We start from the raw sequence: 20,792 nt of genomic DNA on the forward strand, positions 1-20,792 counted from the left end.
ATGATGGGATGAGCCAAACGCCCCTCGCGAACTTCACAGCGGCACGTTCTGTGCATCTGAGAACCCGAAAATACGAAGACAGGATCGCGGCCGAAAATGTCGAGAAAGGGGCTGCCCCCTTTCTCGACATTGCGATAATCCGATTTTCCCATCCGTGGAAATCCTAACTTTCAATACCGTATTTCCGCAGGTGAGGCAGCTGGAAGAAAAGAGGGACCGCCTCCTTTTGGGCTATTTTTGCGGCTCCACGATGTTGAAGAAGAAGTCGAAGTCGACCAGGTGCTCGGTGAGCTTCTTCAGCACGTCGGGGTCGCCGTCCACCTGGATGCTCTTCGCTTGGGCGTTCTCGTCGCGGTTGAGGATGGCGAACAGGTCCAGGCGCGGCGGGGTGAGCGTGGCGTCGGCGTCCGCATACTGCACGCCGCGCTCGTAGAGCACGACGCCCGCGCGCACGGTGAGCGCGTAGGGGTCGTCGTCGGTGAACGCGAGGTTCACCACGAGGTCGAGGTCGGCGGCCGCGTTCGCGTCGAGCAGGATGCCCAGGTAGTCCAGCATCATGTCGGGCGTCATGGCGCGTAGGATGTCGGCGCTTCCGCTGGCGCGGAACTTCGGGTCGGCGTCCACGCCGCCGCGCAGCTCCTTTGCGGCGGTGAGGTAGGCGTTGCGCCACGGGCCGGACTCGGCCGCGTAGCCTAGCTGCTCGAGCGCGTCGGCGCACAGCAGGCGGGCGGGCTGGTTGGACGGGTCGGCGAACACGAGCAGGTTCGTCACTTCGGCCACCCATTGGTACTGGCCGTCGTCGAAGTCGGCCTGGGCCTTCGCCAGCACGGCATCCGCGTCGCCGAAGTACTCGACGAACTTGCCCGCCGACTCCCCCGGCGGCAGCGCGTTCAGGTGCACGGGGTTCGCGTCGTACCAGCCCATGTACTTCTGGTAGACGGCTTTCGCGTTGTGCGCGATGGTGCCGTAGTACTGGCGCGTGTACCAGCTTCGCTCGAGCGCGGGCGGCAGTTGGATCAGGTGCGCGATCTCGTTTGACGTGAGCCCCTGGTTCAAGTACATGAGCGTCTGGTCGGCGATGAACTTGTACATCGCGGCGGTGTTCACCAGGTACTCGCGGATGAACTCGGCGCCCCAGTGCGGCCAGTTGTGCGCTTGGAACGTCACCTCGGCCAGGTCGCCGTAGCGCGCGAGCGTTTCCATGAGGTAGTTCGCCCATGCGTTGCCGTCGCGCACCTCGGCGCCGCGCAGCGTGTACAGGTTGTGCAGCGTGGCCGTGCAGTTCTCGGCCACCCACAGGGCTTTGAACTGGGGGAACCACGTGTTCATCTCGGCTGGTGCCTCGGTGCCGGGCGTCATCTGGAACTCCATGAGCACGCCGTCAACCTCGCGCGTCTCGCCCGTGGCCGTGATCAGGTCGTTCGGTGCGATGTAGGACACAGTGCCGGTGGACTGCCCCATGCCGATGCCGATGGAGAGCTTGCCTTGCGGCCCCGGCTCCAAAAACGTGCCGTACTGATACCCCGCGCGGCGGCCCATCGCGTTGCCGGCATACACGTTCTCGGCCACGGCGTGCTCCGCGAAGCCGCTGGGGACGATGAGGGGGATGCTGTGCGCGGCCACGTCCTCCTCGCTGACGATTCCCTTGATGCCGCCGTAATGGTCGACGTGTGGATGGCTCATCACGATGCCGGTGATGGGTCGCTCACCCAGGTGCTCGGTCACCAAGGCGAAGGCTGCGCGCGAGCATTCGCAGCTCATGAGCGGGTCGAACACGATCCAGCCCGTCTCGCCGCGCACGAACGTGATGTTGGTCATGTCGTAGCCGCGCACCTGGTAGATGCCGTCGGCGACCTCGAACAGGCCGAACAGGTGGTTCAGCTGCGCGTTGCGCCAGAGGCTGGGGTTGGCGGTGTCGGGCGCGCCGGCCGGTTGGCCGTCGGCTCCGTCCAGAAACGCGTAGGCTTTCTGGCTCCACACCACCTTGCCGGCGTCGTCCGCGATCTCGAGCGCGTCCGGCGCGGCGATGAGCCCCCGGCTGGCGAATTCGCGCTCCCGCTCGTCGGAGAAGTCGAGCAGCGCGTACACGGCGTCGTTGGCGTCGCGCGTGGCTTCGGTGGCCGGCTTGGGATCGGCCGTGAGGTTACCGAGCGCGGAGCCTGCGGCGGCGGAGGAGCCGCCCCCGCCGCTCGCGCCGTTGGCCGAGCAGCCGCACACGGCGGCCCCGGCGGCCACGAGCGCCCCGGTTGCGAACGTCCCGGCGATGAACGTGCGTCGATCGATGCGATGATTGCTGGTCATAGGGGTCTCACTTTCGCTTGGAATTGCGGAGCCATCGGCGAGATAGTATTGCCGCCGTGCCTGCCACCGCCAGAAGGGCTCCGAGGGCTCCCATCCAGCCAGCCGCAGAATCGGCGGTGGGTGCGAGCTTCGTGCCGCCGCCCGACGCATCAGGTTTCGCGACCGGCGGGACCTCTGCGCTATCCACGATCACAGCGAAGGGCGACACCTCGCTCACCTGCACCGTCGCCACCCCGTCGGCGACGTGGGCATCGAGCGCCACCATGCCGTCGGGATGCTCTTGGAGCACCGTGACGTTGCTTCCCGCAAAAGCCGCAGGCACGGGAATCCGCAGCGTGACAGGCCCGCCGAGCGCCGTCTGGCCCGACTTCCTCCCGTTCACGGGCAGCAGGGCCCGATAGGCCGCTGCCAGCTCTCCCAGCAGGTCGGCCTCTTTCGCGTGCCGCACGAGCGCGTCGTGGCTGGCGCTTCCTTCGTCAAGCGCCTCTAGGGACAGCACGGCCCCGGCATGGATGGTGCCCTGCAGCGTGATGCCGGTGGCGCCGTCGGTCAGAGTGCGCTCGATCAGGGGATCGCTCACCAGGTAGGGGAAGCCTGCGTTCGTGTCGGCACTGTACGCCCAGTAGCGCATGTCGCCGGAAACCTGCTCGTTCAGCATGTCAGCGAACTCCTGCGACATCATGGTCGCGGTGGGCAGCTCGGCCAGGCTCGCGTCCTCGGCGTCGCCTACCGATCCTTCCCCTATCGGGCTCTGATCGAACTGCGCGAACGTATAGCCGAAGAACACGTCATGGTGGTTCGATCCGATGAACGTGCCCGCCACGGTGGAGGGTTTGGGACGCAAAACGCCGATAGCCCCCGAATACGAGTTCACCACCTCGCCACGGTTCTCGCCGACGAGCCCGCCGAAAAGTACCTGCGGGTCCGTCGTCCAGCCAAGGGCGTAGCTGTTCCACACCGAGGATCCGTCCGCGGCGCGACCCACCAAACCGCCCGCTGTCGAAGCGATCACGTCGGCTCCCGACCAGCAGTTCACCACGTCGCCGTGGTTTTCACCCACCAGTCCGCCCGCGAGCGTGCTGCGAACGGTGGCGTTCAGCAGGCGGAGCTCTTCAGGGGTGATGGTTCCCGAGCTGGGTGCGTGATACCACGTTTGCGCCGTGCCCGTGGAGCAGTTCTCTATCCGCCCGTGGTTCGCTCCGGCCAGCACCCCGATAACGTGGTTCGTGGTGAATCCGAAAAAGTCCGTCCCGTACACGGCCAGGTTGCGCACGGTGCCGCCGTCTCCGATGACGCCGAACAAGCCCCCGAAGGTTATGTTTTTAAGGGGGCTGTCCGAGACGTCCATGCTCATGGAAAAGCCGCCGATGCCGAATCCGGCCCCGTCGAAGGTGCCGGTGAACGGATGCTCCTCGCTGCCGATGGGGGCAGTCCAAGCGGGGGCGGGGCGGCGCGTGTTCTCGATGTTGCCCGTCAGGCGGAACGTGGCATGCTCGTACATTGCGGGATGCTGCTCGTAGGCGGCGGACACGTTGACCAGATCGTCGAGCGTGCTGATCAGGTACGTTCCCTCAGAGTCGGTGGCGAAGTGCAACGGGTTGGGCATGGCCTCGCCCGGCGTGGCTATCAGGTAGGCATCCTGGTACGGCATGCAGAACGCGAAGGTCATCGTGGTTCCCGACCCCTCGGCAAGCAAGGCGGCCTCGGAGCTCGCGATGGTTTCCAGCTCGTCGCCGTTTGCGTTTTTGAGCACAAGCGAATCGAGGGCGACGGGATCGGAGGCAGTGACGGCCACCTTGACGCAGGTTCCGGCGGGAACGTCGGCTGGCAGCTGGTTCCCGGCCAGGTCGGTCGTCTCTATCGCGAGCCCGTCTGCGTTCGCGACGTGCAGGCGGCTCGTTTCCCGCTTGTCGGGGTTGCGCGCCAGCACGACGAGCATGGCGGGGTCTCCCGCAGAATCCTCCATGGTGAGCTTGACCTTGGCCGAGTTGTAGTCGCCGTTGGTCGGGATGGCGGTTCGGTACAGATTGAACAGCGAGTAATGGTTTTGAGACAGGGCGCCCGTGTGAGGCGCCGGAGAGACGTAGCTGTTCATGAGCACGTAAGGCGCCTGCCCGATCGACGTCATGCCGTTTCTTCGAAGGTGCTCGACGAGAGAGCCGCGTGAGCCCGCATAACTGGGTTGGCTGACCAGGGGCGCGAGCGGGCCGAAATCTGCGGGAAGCGCGTACACGCCGTCTTTCGTGGACTGCACATTGAAGAAATCCTGGTCGGGGAAGCCGTAGTACTCGGGGGTGAACAGCATGCCGCCGAAGGGTATCTTCTCCCAATAGCGCAGACCGTGAATGAGGTCGCCATGCTTCTCTCCGTACGAGAGGTTCCGGCTGCCATCGACGACCAAGAACGGCGCGCCTTTCACGGCGGCGCGATACACCGGCATCGTAGGGGCGGTTCTCACCGCCTGCGACGTGTAGAACGCCGTGGTGGTCGCCTTGCCGTTGGGGTCGGGCAGCCGGTACTTGAACGATCTGCTGGCCGAGCTCGCGTAGTCGAAGTCGTACTCGGTTTGGAAGTCGTAGGGGCGCATGAGGGTGAGGAGGTCGGTGCGCGGCCACGAGGCGTCGCCGTCTTTGTTCGCGAATTCGGATGCGGTGAAGTTGATGTCCCTCACGATGCGGTTGAGGTTCGTGACCAGATTGTTTTCGAGGTCGGCCGCCTTTGTGCGCAGGTCGGCGTCGGCGGGGGCGTTGTCGGCCTTCGCCTTCCAGTAATCGTATTCGAGGCGCTGCACGTAGGCGACTATGTTCAGGTTCATCACCACGTCGTTGATGCCGGCGGTGAGCAGCGCGTAGCGCTGGTGGTCGAAGGCGAGCGCTTCGTCGGCGTATTGGTCGAGGTTGTGCAGGTAGCGATGGTTGGTGTAACTGCCCATGAATATGCCGTAGGTTTCGATGGTGGTCAGGTCGGCCTCGTAGTCGAGCTTGTCGAACGCTGCCACCAGCGCGCGCTCCTTGGTTTCGGCCGCTTCGCGCCGTGCGCTTTCGTTGGCGGTTCCCCATGCTTCCGCGTACGCCTTCGAGGCATCGATGAACTCGCGGTAGGCGGTGAGCGCGGGCGCGTACACCGAGTCGCTCATCTTGATGATCTGTGCCCGCTGGTTTTCTATCTGATTGAGCGTCACGGTCTGCTCGAGTGCGTTGAACTGCGCGTCGATGCTGTTCTCGAGGTCGCCAAGCTGTTGGCTCAGGTCTTGCACGGCTTGCAGGATCTGATCGCATTCGTGCTCGATGCCGGAGCTGCCTCCCAGCAACCCGTCCACGAAGTCGAGCACTTTGTTCAGCTGCTCGGCGTCCTGCGGGTCGACCGCTTCGTTCAGCGCCTTGAAGGCGACCGTTTCCGCCAGGCCGAAAACGACGCCGTACACCTTGTCGAGCACCCAGTCCCCGGGGCCGCGCACCTCGGGGTCGTCACTACTGGCCGGGGCGATGGCGGGGGCGTTCTCGTTGGCGTCGCCTTCCGGCTTGTCGGCGGCATCGGTTGCGGGATTGCCGGAGGGATCCGTCGCAGGCTCGTCGGCGGGATTGTCCGCCGGCTTGGCCGCAGGGCCGGCTGCCGGATCGTCGCTCGGGCCGTCCGGCGCGGGCGCGTCCTGCGACTCGGGCGCGCCTCCCTCTCCTTGCATGGCGAAGGCGGTTACGCTGCCCGTTCTGGAAATCGGAGCCATGAAGCCGATCAAGCTCAACGCAAGCAGGAGGCAGAGCGCCGAGCGCAGGGACTGGGACGTTCGCTTGCGGGCGGTGATGCTCATGAGGAGGCTCCTTGGTCTGGGCGGTCGGGGGAGGGCTGGTCGGCAGGAGGGGGCGGGGGCGGGGGTTCTCCGGCCAGCACTTCCTGCAGTTCGGTTCCCATTTGGCGGACGCGAGCAGCTTCGAGCTCGGTCAGGTAGCCGGAGCGCACGGCCATCTCCAGGTAGTAGCTCACCTCTTCGATGGCGGCTGCGGCCTCGCGGGCACGGGACGCCTGGGCGGCGCCGGCCAGATCTTCCAGATCACGCGCCGCCATGCCCGCGCGCACGCCGGCGGCCAGCATTTCGGCGGCAAGGGGAAAGCGCTCGGGCTTTTCTCGCAAGTACCGCACGAGCTCGGCCACGCGGATAGCGAAGTCGAACGCATCGTTCGATCGGTTCATGGGCCCCTCCTCGGTGGTCGCGTGGAATGGCAAGCTTCCCTGCGCCTTTCACGATAGCGAGACCCGCCGGAGAAAAACATCATTCGGGATGAGGTTTTGGGAAACGGTTTTCGCTCGAAGTGCGAGCCTGCCCAATCAGCCGCTCACGCGGATTCCCTTACCTGAAAATGTCGGATTTTCTTAAATGAGAACTTCGGATTTTCTAAACCGTTTATAATGAGGGAGCGACAAAGCGCTCGGAAGGAGCATCGCCATGCCTCATGCCAACCTCAAGCCCGACGGTTATCTGCCTCGCATCGTGGACGAGCAGGTTGCGCATTATTTGCGCGTGTTCGGCGCCGTCGAGGTGGCGGGCGCGAAATGGTGCGGCAAGACGTGGACGGCTCTAGCTCATGGATCGAGCGTCAGCTACGTGGAAAACGATCTGGGCATCGCCAAAGAAGACCCCTCTCTTATGTTGTTGGGAGAGAGGCCTCATGTGGTGGACGAGTGGCAGCTGGCTCCTTCCATCTGGGATGCCGTTCGGCATGGCGTAGACGCGCAGCGCGGTTTGCGGGGCGGGTGGATATTGACAGGCTCTTCGACGCCCGTATCTCGAGGAGGCGGCGAAGACGCCCCGAAGCACAGCGGCGCCGGGCGGATCGGGCGGGTGCGCATGCTTCCGATGAGCTTGGCCGAATCGGGCGAGTCGGCATGCACGGTATCGCTCGCCTGCCTGTTCGAAGGGGAGTTCACGTCGAGCAAGGTGCCTTCGGACACGCTCGAGCTCGTTAGGCTCGCCTGTCGGGGAGGGTGGCCCGAAGGGATCGACCTCGACGCTGAAGACGCCCAACTGCTCGCCCGCGATTATCTGAGGCTCCTTTTCTCGGAAAGCGTTCCCCGGCACGGCAAGGACGGGAGAGCAGCTCGGAAACTGGTGGCATCGCTTGCGCGCAACCTCGGGCAGTCGCCCACCTACAAGACGATCCTCGCCGACATGTACGGCGAGGAAGACGAGCCCGGGGCGCTTATGTCGGAGGTGACCCTCGCCTCGTACCTCGACTTGTTGAACCGTCTGTATTTGACGGAGGAGGTGGAAGGGTGGGTTCCTCCTCGACGTTCTCGGAAGCGCCTCTCCGTCAAGCCGAAGCGCTACTTTGCCGATCCTTCCTTGGCGGTCGCGACGCTTGGCATGTCCCCGCAGTCGCTTTTGGATGACTGGCAGACGTTCGGGCTCGTGTTCGAGAATCTCTGCATGCGGGACCTCATGGTGTATGCCCGTGCCCTCCCTTTGGCTGGCGACGTGCCGGTTCGCTACTATCGCGACGATGCCGGCCTCGAAGCCGACGCCATCGTGGAGCTGGCGGATGGGCGTTGGGCGGCCTTCGAGTTCAAGGTGGGTGAGTCGAAAGTCGGAGAGGGCGTGGCCAGCCTCAAGCGGCTGCGTAAGAAGGTGTCGGAGAACCCGAAGGCGAGAACTAGCCCTCCAGAGTTCCTCGCCGTCATAGCGGGCGTGTCGGAGTACGCGCGGAAGGTCGAGGACGGCGTGTACGTGATTCCTTTGCGTGCCCTATGTGCTTGAGAGCGGGCCGCCTTATGCGCGGATTGACGTGCGACGGAAGGTTTCGGACCGCAGCATGCGCCGAAAGGAAGGGAGAGGCATGAACCGCGACGACGCAGAGCTGATTCTCAGCGAGAAGTTCGCACCGGCGGACCTTCCCGACGTGTGCGCGCCGCGCCTGCGGGTGGTGGACGCCATCGGCCGAGCCGTCCGCACGCGGCGCTTCGTGTACCTGGGCGCGCCGGCGGGCAGCGGCAAGACGGTGTCGGCGCTGCTGTGGCTGAAGAAGGCGAAGCGCGCGTGCGTGTGGATCGGCCTCGACCGCTACGACGACGTGCCCTCGGTGTTCTACAAGCAGCTGGCGACGGGGCTCTACTCCATCCAGCCGGATAACGCGGGCATGCGCGCCGTGCTTGAAAGCCCGACGTTCTCCGCGTCGCCCGTGGAGCACACGGTGCAGCTGGTGATGGAGATGCGCCCGCTCGAGCGCCGCTACGCGCTGGTCGTCGACGACCTGCACCTCATTCGCAACCGCGAGATCGTCAAATCGCTGCCTGCCGTGCTCCGCCGCCTGCCCGGCGCGTTCGCCGTGCTGCTGCTGTCGCGCGCCGAGCTGCCCGAGGAATGGCGCACGCTCGGCGGCGCGGAGGGCCCGGCGGTGCTCGGAGCGGACGATCTGCGATTCGCGCCCGACGAGATACGCGGCTACTTCAACGCGCTCGGCCGCTTTCCCACGCCCGACGAGACGCGTCTCGTGCACGCGGCCACCGAGGGGTGGGCCATCGGCGTGGCGGCGCTCGCGAAGTCGGATCGCACGGACGGACGCAACGGCCACTACCTGTTCGCGAGCTATTTCGAAGAGCAGGTGTGGGGTGCTTGGGACGACCAGCTGCGCTCGTTCTGCCTGGCCACCAGCGTGGCAGAGGAGTACGACCCGACGTTGGCGGCACTGCTGTCCGGGCGCGACGACGCCCGGGAGGTCATGGAGCGCCTCGCCCGCACGAACACCTTCCTCTCGCGGTTGCACGGCGACACGTACCGTTACCATCACCTGTTCCGCGATTTTCTGCGCGAGAAGGCCGCGGAGGCGGGCGTGGACCGCGTGGTGCTCTGCAAGCGCGCGGCCGAGCACTTCCGCGACCGGCACGACTACACGCGCGCCTTGCGGTTCTGGTTCGAGAGCGGCGATTTCTCCGGCATGGACACCTACCTGCTGCTGTTCCTGTTCGAGAACGCGCGCGGCTCGGTTGCCGACTACGCGGACTTCCTGCGCACGCTCGATATCGAGTCGCTTCCCGCCGACGCGTACCGCGTGTGCCCGCCTTTGCGCGTGCTGGCCGCGTGGTACTTCTATCTCACCAGCCAGCGCACGGCGTTCGAGCACCACCTGGACGAGCTGTACCGAGCCCTGCCGCACATCGCGGCGTCGGATTCGCGGTTCATGGAGTTCGCGCTTCTGGCCTACAGCGTGGACCACCGCACCACCATCATCGAGAAGGCGCGGAAATTCTCGCTGTTCGGCCGGTTCGTGAAGCGCTTCACCCCGGCGGGGCTGGCCACCGAGATCGCGTCGTTCACGCACAACCTGCCCTATCCGCATCGCAGCAACGTGGATTACTCGGCCATCGTGCTGGAGGACGGCGGCATGGAGCTGATCGGCCGCACGTTCGCGCCGCTGCTGGGGGCGGAATGGGGTTACGTGCGTCCGCTGCTGCCCGCGTGCTTCGCCTACGAGCGCAATCGGCTGGACGAGGCGCTCGCCGGGCTGCGCGAAACCGAGAAGGCGCTCGTGCCGGAGAACCGCGAGGACGGGCGCGCGTGCATCATGGTGATGAAGCACGCGACGTTATGGCAGATGGAGCGCGAATCGGAGGCTGCGGCCGCGCTCGATGACCTCGTGGCGCTCACGGAGGCGGAAGCGCCGCATTTCCTACCCAACCTGAAAGCGTACCGAGCGAAGCTCGCGCTGTTCGATGCGGACAAGCGCGCAGCGCGTGCGTGGCTGGACGAGTACTTCGTCACCGACGTCGAGCGCATCGTGTTCGTGCGCTCGTTCCAGCACTTCACCACCGCGCGAGCGCTCATCGTGCTCGGGGAGGCGGACGAGGCCGAACGCCTGCTGGAACGCTTGCGCGCGTTCGGGCGGTCGTTCAACCGCCCGCTCGACGTGGGCGAGGCGTGCGCGCTCCTGGCGGCGCTGTTGTGGGCCGCGCGTCGTCGGGCCGAGGCTGTGGACGTGCTGATCGAGGGGATGGAAGCGCTCGCGCCTTACGGGTTCTTCCGCGTGGTGGCCGACGAGGGCGCGGCGGTGGAGCCGGTGCTGAAGAGCCTGGTCGAGCGTCTGGCGCGCTCGGGCTACGACGGGCCGCTCGAGCGCGCGTTCGTGCAGGAGGCCTACCTGGCCGCGCACGATCGCGCGCGGCGCTTCCGCGGCGTATGCGCCAACCTCGGCGTGCGCACCAAGCCGGTGAAGCTGTCGCCGCAGCAGAAGCGCGTGCTCGAACTGCTCGCGCGCGGCCTGCGCAATTCCGAGATCGCCGCCGAGACCGGCTTGTCGCTGCCCACGGTGAAAAGCCACGTGCAGGCGACCTACCGCAAGCTGGACGTCCACGCCGCGCCCGACGCCGTTCTGCGCGCGCGAGAGCTGGGGCTACTGTAGGGGGAGGTGGCTCTTTACCGATCGTCCTCCTTTCCGCGGAAGCCGAGCGATGCGGCCAGGGCGGCGCCGGCCGTCACGACGGCCACGGCGATGAGGTGCAGCGGGCCCTGACGGTCTCCGGTCCTGACGAGGGGCTTAGGTTGCGCGGGGTCCGTCGAGCCGGGCGTGGGCTCCGGCGTGGGCGCGGGGCCCGGTTCGGGCTCGGGTTCCGGCTGGGCGAAGTCCGCGTAGCCGTAGAACGCTTCGTCGCCGATGCTGCCTGCCGGTATGGAGCCCGGCGCCTTTTGCGTGAACAGCGAGTCCGCGTACCAGGCGTTCGTGCCCGCTTTGGCGCTCTCGAACGTGGGCGGCGCGATGGGCAGCTCGCCGTCGAGCACCGTGTGGGAGGTCGGGTTTCCTGCGGGGTTCTTGCCGATGCCCGCGAAATAGAACAGCGGATACTCGATGAGCCTCCACTTGGCGTACAGGCTGATGTCGCCCGTCGCGCCGCGGGGGATGACCGTGACGGGCTGCGAGAGAGAGCTGTCGGCGAACCATCCCTCGAACGCATAGCCCTCCTTCGAAGGGTCGCGCAGGGTGACAGTCGTGCTGTCGTTCATGAGCGTAGCGGGGTTGTCGGGGCTGTTCGTTCCGCCGTCCAGCTCGTATGAGACGGCGTACTCGTTCTGCGACCAGGCGCTGTACACCGTCGTCTGCCCGGGGCCGGACGCGAACGGGGGTTCAAACGGGTTTGCCAGGTCGGCGTCGGTGAACCAGCCATCGAACTGGGCGCCCACCATCGCGGGGGCGATGCTAGGCAGGGGCATGTGCTTCGTGAGGGCGTACGTCGGTCCGCCGGGCAGAAGGCCCTCGGTGTCGCAGGTGAGCAGGTGGGCGGCGCGCTCTGGCAGGACCACGCCGTAGTTGATGATGAAGTACTCGTTGATGGGCAGCACCTTGTTCACCGTGGGGCTGTCCAGCGAAAGGCGAGCTTCGACTTCGAACACCCGCGCGCCGTCGCCTCCCGAAGGAGTAAGGGGCCAGTAGCTTGAGCTTTGGTCGGAGGCGGGATAGTCGCCTTGAAGCGTATGCAGTCCGTCTGTGAGGGCGAGGTCCTTGCTCGTTCCGACATTGCGTCTGCCGTTCTCGTAGGTGTACCTGGAGAGGGTGATTTTGCCGAGGCATGGGTCGCCCGCAGCGTCCTTCACGGTGAAGGTCATGTCGAATGTGCAGCCATAGGGGACGAAGAACTCGTCGCGGTGCTGGACGATGGTGTTGTCGTCGGTGGGCGTCAGTTCGAGCGTGACGGTCGGCACCATCCTGAGCGTCGCCGCAGCTGCGTCGGGGTCGGCGATTGCGCTCGTTAGCTCGACGCCCAGCCGCGCCGGTTGCGAGCGCACCGTCGGCACCACGCCGCTTGCGTTGACCGTCCGGTCCATCACGTCCACGCAGAAGAGCGTTCCGTTCCACAGGGTGTCGGCCGCATCGATGGCGTAGTCGGGTCCCGTTTCGCCTACGACGGGCTTCCATTCCGCATAGGCATTGTTGCTTGTGTCGAGGTAGAACCACTGATAGCTCAGGGCCTCGCCGCGTTGGGAGTGCGCCTGCACGGAGAACGTGGCGGGGGTCCCTCCAAACACGGTCACGCTTTTCGGCTGCTCGTCGATGGCGGGGACGTCGCCGCCTATCGTGGTGCCGACGATCGCCGGGCTGTAGGCGCTCGGGTTGCTCTGGCCCAGGTCATCGTAGGACTGGAACCGCACCTGCCGGGTGTCGCCCGCGGCGAGGCCGTCTTCGATCCAGAACCTGCCCGTGTCGACGCCCATCACGTTGCCGGCGGGCACCGTCCACTCGTTGGTGCTCGTGGGCAGCGCAACGCCGTAGGCTCCTGCGGGACGGGTGGTGTTGTTGCTCCAGGCCCAGATGATGCTGTGCTCGTTCGCGCTGTAGGCCATGGGATAGAGCGGAAGGCTCTTCGGCGCGGCGCCCGACCCGGTTCCCTCCACCACGTAGCCGATGACGAGCGGGTTCTTCGCCACGGCATCGGTCTGCCACACGGCCAGGCGCGTGGCGTAGGAGTATTCGTTCCCACCGTGCGTCAGGTAGGAAAGGGGGTGCAGCGAGGGCAGCGACGTGGAGAACTGCGCGCCCTTCGTCTGCGAGGACACCCAGCTGGCGCCGCCCGTCGCCTCGGCCTTCCATCCCGCGTGGCCGCTCACGGACAGGGCGATGCCGATCGTCTCTTGGGCTTGCACGGCCAAGGACATGCCTCCGCCCACGGTTATGTCGAACCCGTTGGTGAACTGGGACGTGTCGGTTACCGTGATCTCTGCCGAGGCCGTCGAGCCCTTGTCGGCGGCAACCTGCACGTTGGGGCCCGCGAGCAGGGCGTTGCCGTTGTTGTGCACGTTCGCGATCTGGCTCGTTTGAGTGGGATAGGTGGTGGGGTCGCCCTGCGTGTGCGGGAACACGGCGGCCATGTCGATGGGCGGCACGTCCGGAGATCCCACGTTCGCCGCCGCATTGTTGTAATCCTCGAGCGTCATGAGCCCGAGGGTGGAATCGTAGGTGTTGTCCACCTTGTAGGCTACGTGGACGTTTCCCGCTTTGGTGCCCACCTTTTCCGGCCCCCACTGCGTGCCGGGCGCGGCGTGCTTGTTGTATTCGTCGAGATAGTCCTGCGTGACCGTGAACTCGGGCACGTACACGTCGTACTCGTAGACGACCACCGGTACCGCCGACGTCACGACCATGGTCCTGCCCGCGTACTCCTCATACGTTAGCACGCGTTCGACGTTGCGCTCATGATAGTAGCTGCCCACGTAGTTGAGCATCGCCTCGAAATCGAAGCCGCCGCCCAGCATGGCGCTGTTTCCGAGGATCCCCGCGCCTAGGAGCAGCTCGGCGGACATGTTGAAGCCGCCGCCCAGGCCCCACCTGCCCTCGGTGCCCGCCGATTCGGACGACGAGATGCCGAAGGTCGTGGTGCCGATGTCCGTTTTCTCCTCGCCGAGCCGCTCGTCGGAAAGCTCGCTCCAATAGGGCACGCTGGCCAGGATGGCAAGGGGTTGCGGCGCGCTCCAGCCGAACGATTTGGACTTCAGCGCGAACTTGAACGCGTTGTTCTTGTTGATGTCGCAGGCGGCGATGGTCAAAAACGTGCCGTTGTCGTCGGTGCTCGCGTTGTGGATGAAGCTGGGATCGGTGTCCTCGGTTGCGAGCTTGCCGTTCTGCTCCAGCACCCAGCGCACGTCGAAGGTGACCTTGTAGTTGCTCGATTCCACCGCCCCGCTCTGCACGATGAGCTGTTCGGTGCCGATGTTGGTTTTGGCGAAGTTGCCGGATACCGCTTTGGTGATGAAATGGTTGCGGTAGCCCGTCAGATCCATGTGGTACAGCGAGGTGAAGCTGCTGTCCCTGAAGTGCGCCGCCTCCGAATCGCCCTTTTTGTTCGTGGACGAGAGCGAGAACACGTACCCCTCCAAGAAGAGCAGGTCGTTGGCCTCGGAGCGCAGGAACTTGCCCGTGGCGAGCGCGGCGGGCGCGCACATCTCGTACTGCACGAAGATGTCGCTGAGAGCGGGCACTTCCTGCGGGACGTCCCAGACGTACTGGTAGATTTCCTTCACCGTGTCGAACGTGAACATCTGCACGAGGTTTTTCTCCGGAACCATCCAGCCCACCTGGTCGCCTTTGCTGTAGGCGTTGTAGTGGCCGGCCATGATGAGCTCGGGTACGCCGTTGCCGTTGAGGTCGGTCTGCAGCGTCGAGGCGAACCGCATGCGATACGACCCGAAGTCGGGGATGTAATGGTAAATCCGCTCGAGCCGGGGCCGCGTTTCCTTGGTCTTTCTCGAATAGATGGCCATGTATGAGAACGGGCTGTGGCTTCCGTAGCCGTTCTGGTAGGTGAGCGGCAGGCTCAGGGTGACAACGAGGTCGTCGTAGCTGCCGTGCGAGAACGTGGCCAGGTGGACGATGGGCATGCGCCAGTCGCTGGAGCTGATGCTGAAGCTGGTGTTGATGTCGCCGAGGTAGAGTCTCTGCTCCTCGACGAGTTCTCCCTTTGAGGAATCGAAGCGGTAGACGATGATGAAAGGATTGTAGGACCAGGGAGTGTAGATGGCGAGCTCCTGGTTTCCGTCGCCGTCGAAATCGCCGCCGACCATGGCAAGCAGCCCGAGCGAGCCCTCCTGCTGGATATGCTCCATGATGAGCGGGTTGTCTTTCACGGTCAGGTCTTCGTGGGCTCTGGCCAGCGTTTGAACCCGTCCGTTCGAGAAGCGCTGCAGCTGGATGTCCTGCCCGCTTTCCCGATCTTTGCCGTGGCGTGACTTATAGGTGCCCGTGTAAATGGTGTTCGAAACGATGAGCTGCTCTCCGCTGTGTTCGAGCGTGCACGCGTTGTTCGCGTGGTACTGGTATTCCTTCCAGTTGGTGTCGAGGGAGGTCGACCCCAGGGTTTTGCGAGCCATGCTGTCGAGCTTCATCGAGGATGCGGTGAGCGCCTCGAGGCTGTCGGCGACGTAGGCGCTCCCCTTGTCGTAGCCGGTTCGGTTCATGTAGCCCACGTAGAGGTTCTGCGGGTCGAGCGTCGTGAAGCCCGCGAGGGGATCGCTCGACGTGTCGTCGTTGAAGTCGGCCGGCGCGACGGAGGTGTCCAGGTTGAAGGCGCGGTACGATGAGGCGTCGGGGAAATAGTTCTGCGCGTTCGCCTGCGACGTGGCTGCTGCAGTGTCGGCCGATGCGGGCACCGCAGCGTCGAGCGCCGCTTCGTCCGCGTGCGCGCGGGGGATGAGCGACCCGACGGAGCCGAGCGAGCATGAGATCGCCACCACGCCTGCTCCTGCCACGAACGAGCGCCTTGTCAACGTTATGCTGCTGCCGTGTTTCTCGGACATGCCTGCTCCTTGCGTACGGGGTTGAAACTCTAACGATGCAATCGTGTTTCGCTTCGAATATACGCTCGGAGGCGGGGCGGCACCATCATACAGTATGAGGTTTTGGGGTATACTCTCGATAAAAAGCCGGGTTGCGACGGCGGAAGGGGCGGCGGTGGCAGACGATCTCATCCTCAGCGACAAGTTCGCTCCGGCGGCGCTGCCGGACGTGTGCGCGCCGCGCCTGCGGGTGGTGGACGCCATCGAGCGCGCCGTGCGCACGCGGCGCTTCGTGTACCTGGGCGCTCCGGCGGGCAGCGGCAAGACGGTGTCGGCGCTGCTGTGGCTGAAGCAGGCGAAGCGCCCCTGCGTGTGGATCGGCCTCGACCGCTACGACGATGTTCCCTCGGTGTTCTACAAGCAGCTGGCCCTGGGCCTGTACTCGGTGCAGCCGGGCAACGACGGCCTGCGCGTCGTGATCGAGGAGCCTGGGTTCTCGCTTTCGCCGGTGGAGCACCTGGTTCGGTTGCTGGCCGAGATGACGCCGCTCGAGCGCCGCTACGTCCTGGTGCTGGACGACGTGCACCTCGTAGAGAACCGGGAGATCCGCAAGTCGCTGCCCGCCGTGCTCAAGCGCCTGCCGCGGGCGTTCAGCGTGCTGCTGCTGTCGCGCGCCGAGCTGCCCGCGGAGTGGGCCGTGCTCGGCGCCGACGGCGGCCCGGCCCTGCTGGACGCGGCCGACCTGCGCTTCACGGCCGACGAGATACGCGGCTACTTCCAGGCGCTCGGTCGCGACCTCGCGCCCGACGAGGCGGGCGCCCTGTTCGAAGCCACCGAGGGGTGGCCCATCGGCGTGGCGGCGCTCGCGAAGTCCGACCGCGCGACGAGGGGCGGCAGCAGCACGCTGTTCGCGAGCTTCTTCGAGGAGCAGGTGTGGAACACGTGGGACGAAAGCCTGCGCGCCTTCTGCGTGGCCACCAGCGTGGCGGAGCAGTTCGACCCGGCGCTTGCCGAGCTGCTTTCGGAGCGCGCCGACGCGGCCGCCGTCATGGAGGAGCTTGCGCGCACCAACACGTTCCTCATGCGGCTCTCGGACACCCTGTACCGCTACCACCACCTGTTCCGCGACTTCCTGCGCGAGAAAGCCGCCGAAGAGTGCGTCGACCGCGCCAAGCTGTGCAAGCGGGCCGCCGAGTTCTTCCGCGCGCGTGGCGACTACACGCAGGCGCTGCGGTTCTGGCTGGAGAGCGGCGATTTCAAGGGCATGGACACGTACCTCTTGCTGTACCTGTACGAGAGCAGCAGCGGCTCGGTGGCCGACAGCGCCGACTTCATGGGCACGCTGCGGCTGGACGACCTGCCGGACCGCGCGTACCGCGACTGCCCGCCGCTGCACATCCTGGCGCTGTGGTACGACTACCTCACCGGCCAGCGCGAGCGGTTCGAGCACCATCTGGACGAGCTGTACCGCGCGCTGCCGCGCATCGCGGCCTTCGACCCGCGGTTCATCGAGTCCGCCACGCTCTCGCATAGCATCGACCACCGCACCACCATCATCGACAAGGCGCGGAAGTTCTCGAAATTCGGGCGCCTCATCAAGCGCTTCACGCCGAAGGGCCTGGCCACCACGCTCGCGTCGTTCACGCAGAACCTGCCGTACCCCCACCGCAGCAACGTGGACTACTCGGCCATCGCGCTCGAAGAGGACGGGATGGGGCTTTTGGGCAAGACGTTCGCGCCGCTGCTGGGCACCGAGTGGTGCTACGTGCGCCCGCTCATCCCCGCCTGCTTCGAGTACGAGCGCAACCGCCTGGATGCGGCGCTTGCGGGCATCGACGAGGCGCGGCGCGCGCTCGTGCCCGAGAACAAGGAGGACGGCCGCGTGTGCATCGGCATCATGGAGCATGCGGTGCTGTGGCAGATGGGGCGCGCGGACGACGCCGCCCGCGCGCTGGCCCAGCTGGAGGCCTACGTTGCGCAGGAAGCGTCGCAGTTCTTGCATAACCTGCGCGCCTACCAGGCGAAGCTCGCGCTGTTCGACGCCGATGCCCGCGCGGCGCGCTCATGGCTCGACGAGTACTTCGTCGTGGAGGCCGAGCGCATCGGCCTCGTGCGGGTGTTCCAGCACTTCACGACGGCGCGGGCGTACATCGCGCTCGGACGTGCGGAGGAGGCCGAGGCGCTGCTCCGCGACTTGGTCGAGTTCGGGCGCGGCTTCAACCGGCCGCTCGACGTGGGCGAGGCGGGCGCGCTTTCGGCGTCGCTGCTGTGGGCGCGCGGCCGCAAGGACGAGGCGGTGGACGCGCTGGCGGAGGCCCTGGAAGCGCTCGCGCCCTACGGGTTCTTCCGCGTGGTGGCCGACGAGGGCGCATCGGTGGAGCCGGTGCTGAAGAGCTTGGCCGCGCGCATTGCGCGCCCCGGCTACGATGGCCCGCTCGAGCGCGGTTTCGTGCAGGAGGCGCTGCTGGCCGCGCACGAGCGCGGCCGCCGATTCCGCGGTGTGTGCGCGAACCTTGCCGCGCCGCGCGCCGGCAAGCCGGTGAAGCTGTCCCGCCAGCAGGCGCGCGTGCTGTCCCTGCTGGCGCGCGGCCTGCGCACTCCCGAGATAGCCGAGCAAACGGGCCTGACCGTCCCCACCGTGAAGAGCCACACGGCCGCGGCCTACCAGAAGCTCGGCGTCCACAACGTTATGGACGCCGTCCTCAAAGCCCGCGAGCTGGGGCTGCTGTAGGGATCGCCGTCAGTCCCGCTTGGCGCGGCGGCGCCTTCCGGCGGCGATGCCGATGGCGAGCGCGGCGGCTCCCGCCACGCAGACGAGCAGCTCGGTCAGGGCGCTGTCGCCGGTTGCGGCGAGGGCGGGCTTGGCCTCGGGCTTGGGAAGGGGCTTGGGGTCGGGCTTCGGGGCGGCGTTGACGGTGAGCGTGCCGCCCGCATAGGACACGTTGTAGTTGGCCTGGTTGTCCACGATGCCGCCGTCGATGGCGATGACGAGGGAGCCGGCCGCCGTCGTGTCGCCCGCAACCGACAGGCGGGGTTCCTGGACGACGCGGTCGGAGCCCGCCAGCCCTTCGGCGGCGTAGCCGAGCGACGGCAGGGAATCGCCCGCCGTCATGGAGGCGTCGAGCGCGCGGAACACGAGCGACGCCTTGTCGATGGCGAAGTTGAGCACGAGCGGCTCGCCCGTGCAGGGCGCGTTCTGGGGCAGCGCGAACGTCGCCCGGTAGATGCCGGCCGCAGTGGGCGGCGCGGAAGTGGGGCCGTAGGCCGTGCCATCGGCGGCCGTGCCGGTGTAGGAGATATCGAACGGTCCGTTGTAGGAGAGGGGGCTCGTCGTGCCGGCGGGTGTGTAGACGGCTGTCGGCGCTCCCGTGTAGCCCGCCTGCGGAGCGCCGTCGTAGACGAGGCCCGTGGCGGCTGTGGGCCCAGTGACAACGCCGTCGGCGCGTGCATAGCGCACGGTCACCTCGGCCGTGCTGTTCTCGTAGTTGCCAATGGCGGAAAGCTCCACGGTCACGGTGTCGGTCGCGCTGTCCAAGGCGTCGGCTTTGGCCGTGAGCGCGAGCGTGCCCGATGCGTCCACCGAAGCGTCGGCGAGGCCTTCCGACGTGAACGACTTCACGGCGTAGGCGGGTCCGGAGCCCAAATCGCCCGGCAGCCCCGGCACGCTTGCGAGGTCGATGGTAGCCACGCCACTGGGTTGCAGCTGTGCGTCGGCATGTATCGTGGCGAATGCGGGGGCCTTGTCGATGGTGAAGTCGAACGCGGTCGAGCCCTTGCATACGTGGCCCGGCGAGATCGCTATCGTCACCTGGTAGGTGCCGGCGTTCGTGGGCGGCGTGGTGGAATCGTAGCGCGTGCCGTCGGCGGCCGTGCCGGTGTAGGAGATGGAGAACGTTTCGCCTGGCAAAGTGCCGTAGTCCACGCGGTTGCCATTGTAGAGGTAGTAGGCTGTCGGGGTTCCCTCGAAGCCCGCATGGGGTTGGCCGTCGTATTCGACGGGCGAGGGCAGCGCGGTCACACCTTCGATAGCCTTCACTGTCTCCCTAAAGTACTGCACGTGCAAGGTGACGTTGAAGTCCTCATGGTTTTCGAGCGCGCTCATCCGAACCGTCACGGCGTCGTAGGCGTCGTCGCCCTTGCCGTTGGCGTAGACCTTGAGATAGGCCACGCCGTTTAGGTACACGATCTCGGCTTTATACAGACCCTGGGTTTCCGTCATGTCCGTGATGATCGTGTACGTGGCGGACGTGCTGCCCTTCGGTATTGAATACACGGGCATGCTATAGGAGGCGCCGTACTCGTTCCATACCTCGTGCTTGGTCGCTTCGTTGATATCCGGCATCGGCATTTTGACTATCATGACCTCACCTGATACGTTGTACGTGCCGGGAGGGGTCTGCAGATCGTAGTTGCAGCTAGTCGGGTTGTTGTAGGACACGCTTGTGGCCTTGAACGGCTTTCCTGTAGGTGTGCCGTTCTTGGTTGCGACGTTGCCATCGGGGACGTGCCCGCCTGCGTCTAGCGCGTCGCCGGTTGTGGTTATGTCCACCTGGCCCTCGTCGGTGGGCGCCAGGCCCGTGAATGCTGTCAGCTTGATGTCCGTGAACGTCGGCGTTTCCGAGTAGTCGTAGGGCCTCGTGGCGTTTTCGTCGCTGGGAGAAACGGTGGCGGAGAGCGCGGCCCGCTCGATGGTGAAGCTCCTTGCGGAGGGAGCTGCCGTGCAGGGCGCGCTGTCGGGCAGCGAGAGCTCTACCTGGTAGCTGCCGGTTTGCGCAGGCGCCTCGGTGGTGGGGCCGTAGGAATGCTCGTAGGCCGTGTTCGGGTAGACGGTACCCGTGTAGGTGGCGATGAACGGCCCGGTGTACGTTTGATCGGTTCCGGCGCCGTCCCGGTACGTGCAGTACGGGGTTCCTCCGTAGCCTTGCTGCGGCGCGCCATTGTACGTGGGGTTCTGGATTTGGGAGATGCCCTTGATCTCGCCTGTTGGTTTCGCGTCGGCGTGGGCGTTTCCGTTGGCGCTGAGCGAGAACGACAGCGCAAGCGTAAGCGCGAGCACCAGTGCTCCGAAAGCCGCGGCGCTGCGCGAGATCTTCTGGATGCGAGACATAACAACCCCTTTTGTCGAGATGGGAGCCGAAGCGGCCACTCGGTGCCTATGCCGCCAGCGCCAGTATACGAGTCCCGAAAATGCAGAACTATCATCCGGGATGAGGTTTCAGCCGATACTTTTCTCCGCGCGCGAAAC

Annotated in this window: 8 protein-coding genes; 3 read left to right on the forward strand and 5 right to left on the reverse strand. The window is 65.9% G+C overall.

The annotated features are described in order from the left end of the window. Positions 1–231: 231 nt before the first annotated feature. Genes BN3560_RS08400 through BN3560_RS08410 form a run of 3 tightly spaced genes read right to left on the reverse strand, consistent with a single transcriptional unit; the run spans position 232 to position 6,489 of the window. Positions 232–2,301, reverse strand: coding sequence for an alkyl/aryl-sulfatase (locus BN3560_RS08400; protein ID WP_096227708.1), 2,070 nt, complete (start codon positions 2,299–2,301; stop codon positions 232–234). A gap of 7 nt (positions 2,302–2,308) precedes the next feature. Then, entirely contained in the window at positions 2,309–6,109 is a 3,801-nt protein-coding gene (locus BN3560_RS08405; RefSeq protein WP_096227709.1) for a hypothetical protein, read from the reverse strand. Next, a complete protein-coding gene (locus tag BN3560_RS08410) occupies positions 6,106–6,489 on the reverse strand; it encodes a four helix bundle protein (RefSeq protein ID WP_096227710.1) in 384 nt (127 codons plus the stop codon). The genes BN3560_RS08405 and BN3560_RS08410 overlap by 4 nt, the downstream gene beginning before the upstream one ends. A gap of 253 nt (positions 6,490–6,742) precedes the next feature. Here BN3560_RS08410 and BN3560_RS08415 point away from each other — a divergent pair, with 253 nt between their 5' ends. Further along, complete coding sequence (locus BN3560_RS08415; RefSeq protein WP_096227711.1) at positions 6,743–8,050, forward strand: ATP-binding protein; 1,308 nt, start codon at positions 6,743–6,745, stop codon at positions 8,048–8,050. Positions 8,051–8,129: 79 nt separating this feature from the next. Further along, positions 8,130–10,688 (forward strand): helix-turn-helix transcriptional regulator, encoded by a 2,559-nt coding sequence (locus BN3560_RS08420; protein WP_096227712.1) that lies wholly within the window; start codon positions 8,130–8,132, stop codon positions 10,686–10,688. 14 nt (positions 10,689–10,702) lie between these two features. Here the strand turns inward: BN3560_RS08420 and BN3560_RS08425 are convergent, their stop codons facing one another. Further along, complete coding sequence (locus BN3560_RS08425) at positions 10,703–15,568, reverse strand: InlB B-repeat-containing protein (RefSeq protein ID WP_123649830.1); 4,866 nt, start codon at positions 15,566–15,568, stop codon at positions 10,703–10,705. Between the two features lie 154 nt (positions 15,569–15,722). On the opposite strand from BN3560_RS08425, the gene BN3560_RS08430 reads away from it, so the two are divergent. Then, positions 15,723–18,278 carry a LuxR C-terminal-related transcriptional regulator gene (locus BN3560_RS08430; protein ID WP_197702180.1) on the forward strand — a complete coding sequence of 852 codons (2,556 nt, stop codon included), beginning with the start codon at positions 15,723–15,725 and terminating at the stop codon, positions 18,276–18,278. Between the two features lie 9 nt (positions 18,279–18,287). On the opposite strand, the gene BN3560_RS08435 is transcribed toward BN3560_RS08430, so the two are convergent. Continuing rightward, complete coding sequence (locus BN3560_RS08435) at positions 18,288–20,654, reverse strand: MBG domain-containing protein (RefSeq protein WP_096227715.1); 2,367 nt, start codon at positions 20,652–20,654, stop codon at positions 18,288–18,290. Between the last annotated feature and the right edge of the window lie 138 nt (positions 20,655–20,792).

This window comes from Gordonibacter urolithinfaciens, from assembly GCF_900199375.1.
Classification (GTDB): Bacteria; Actinomycetota; Coriobacteriia; order Coriobacteriales; family Eggerthellaceae; genus Gordonibacter; species Gordonibacter urolithinfaciens.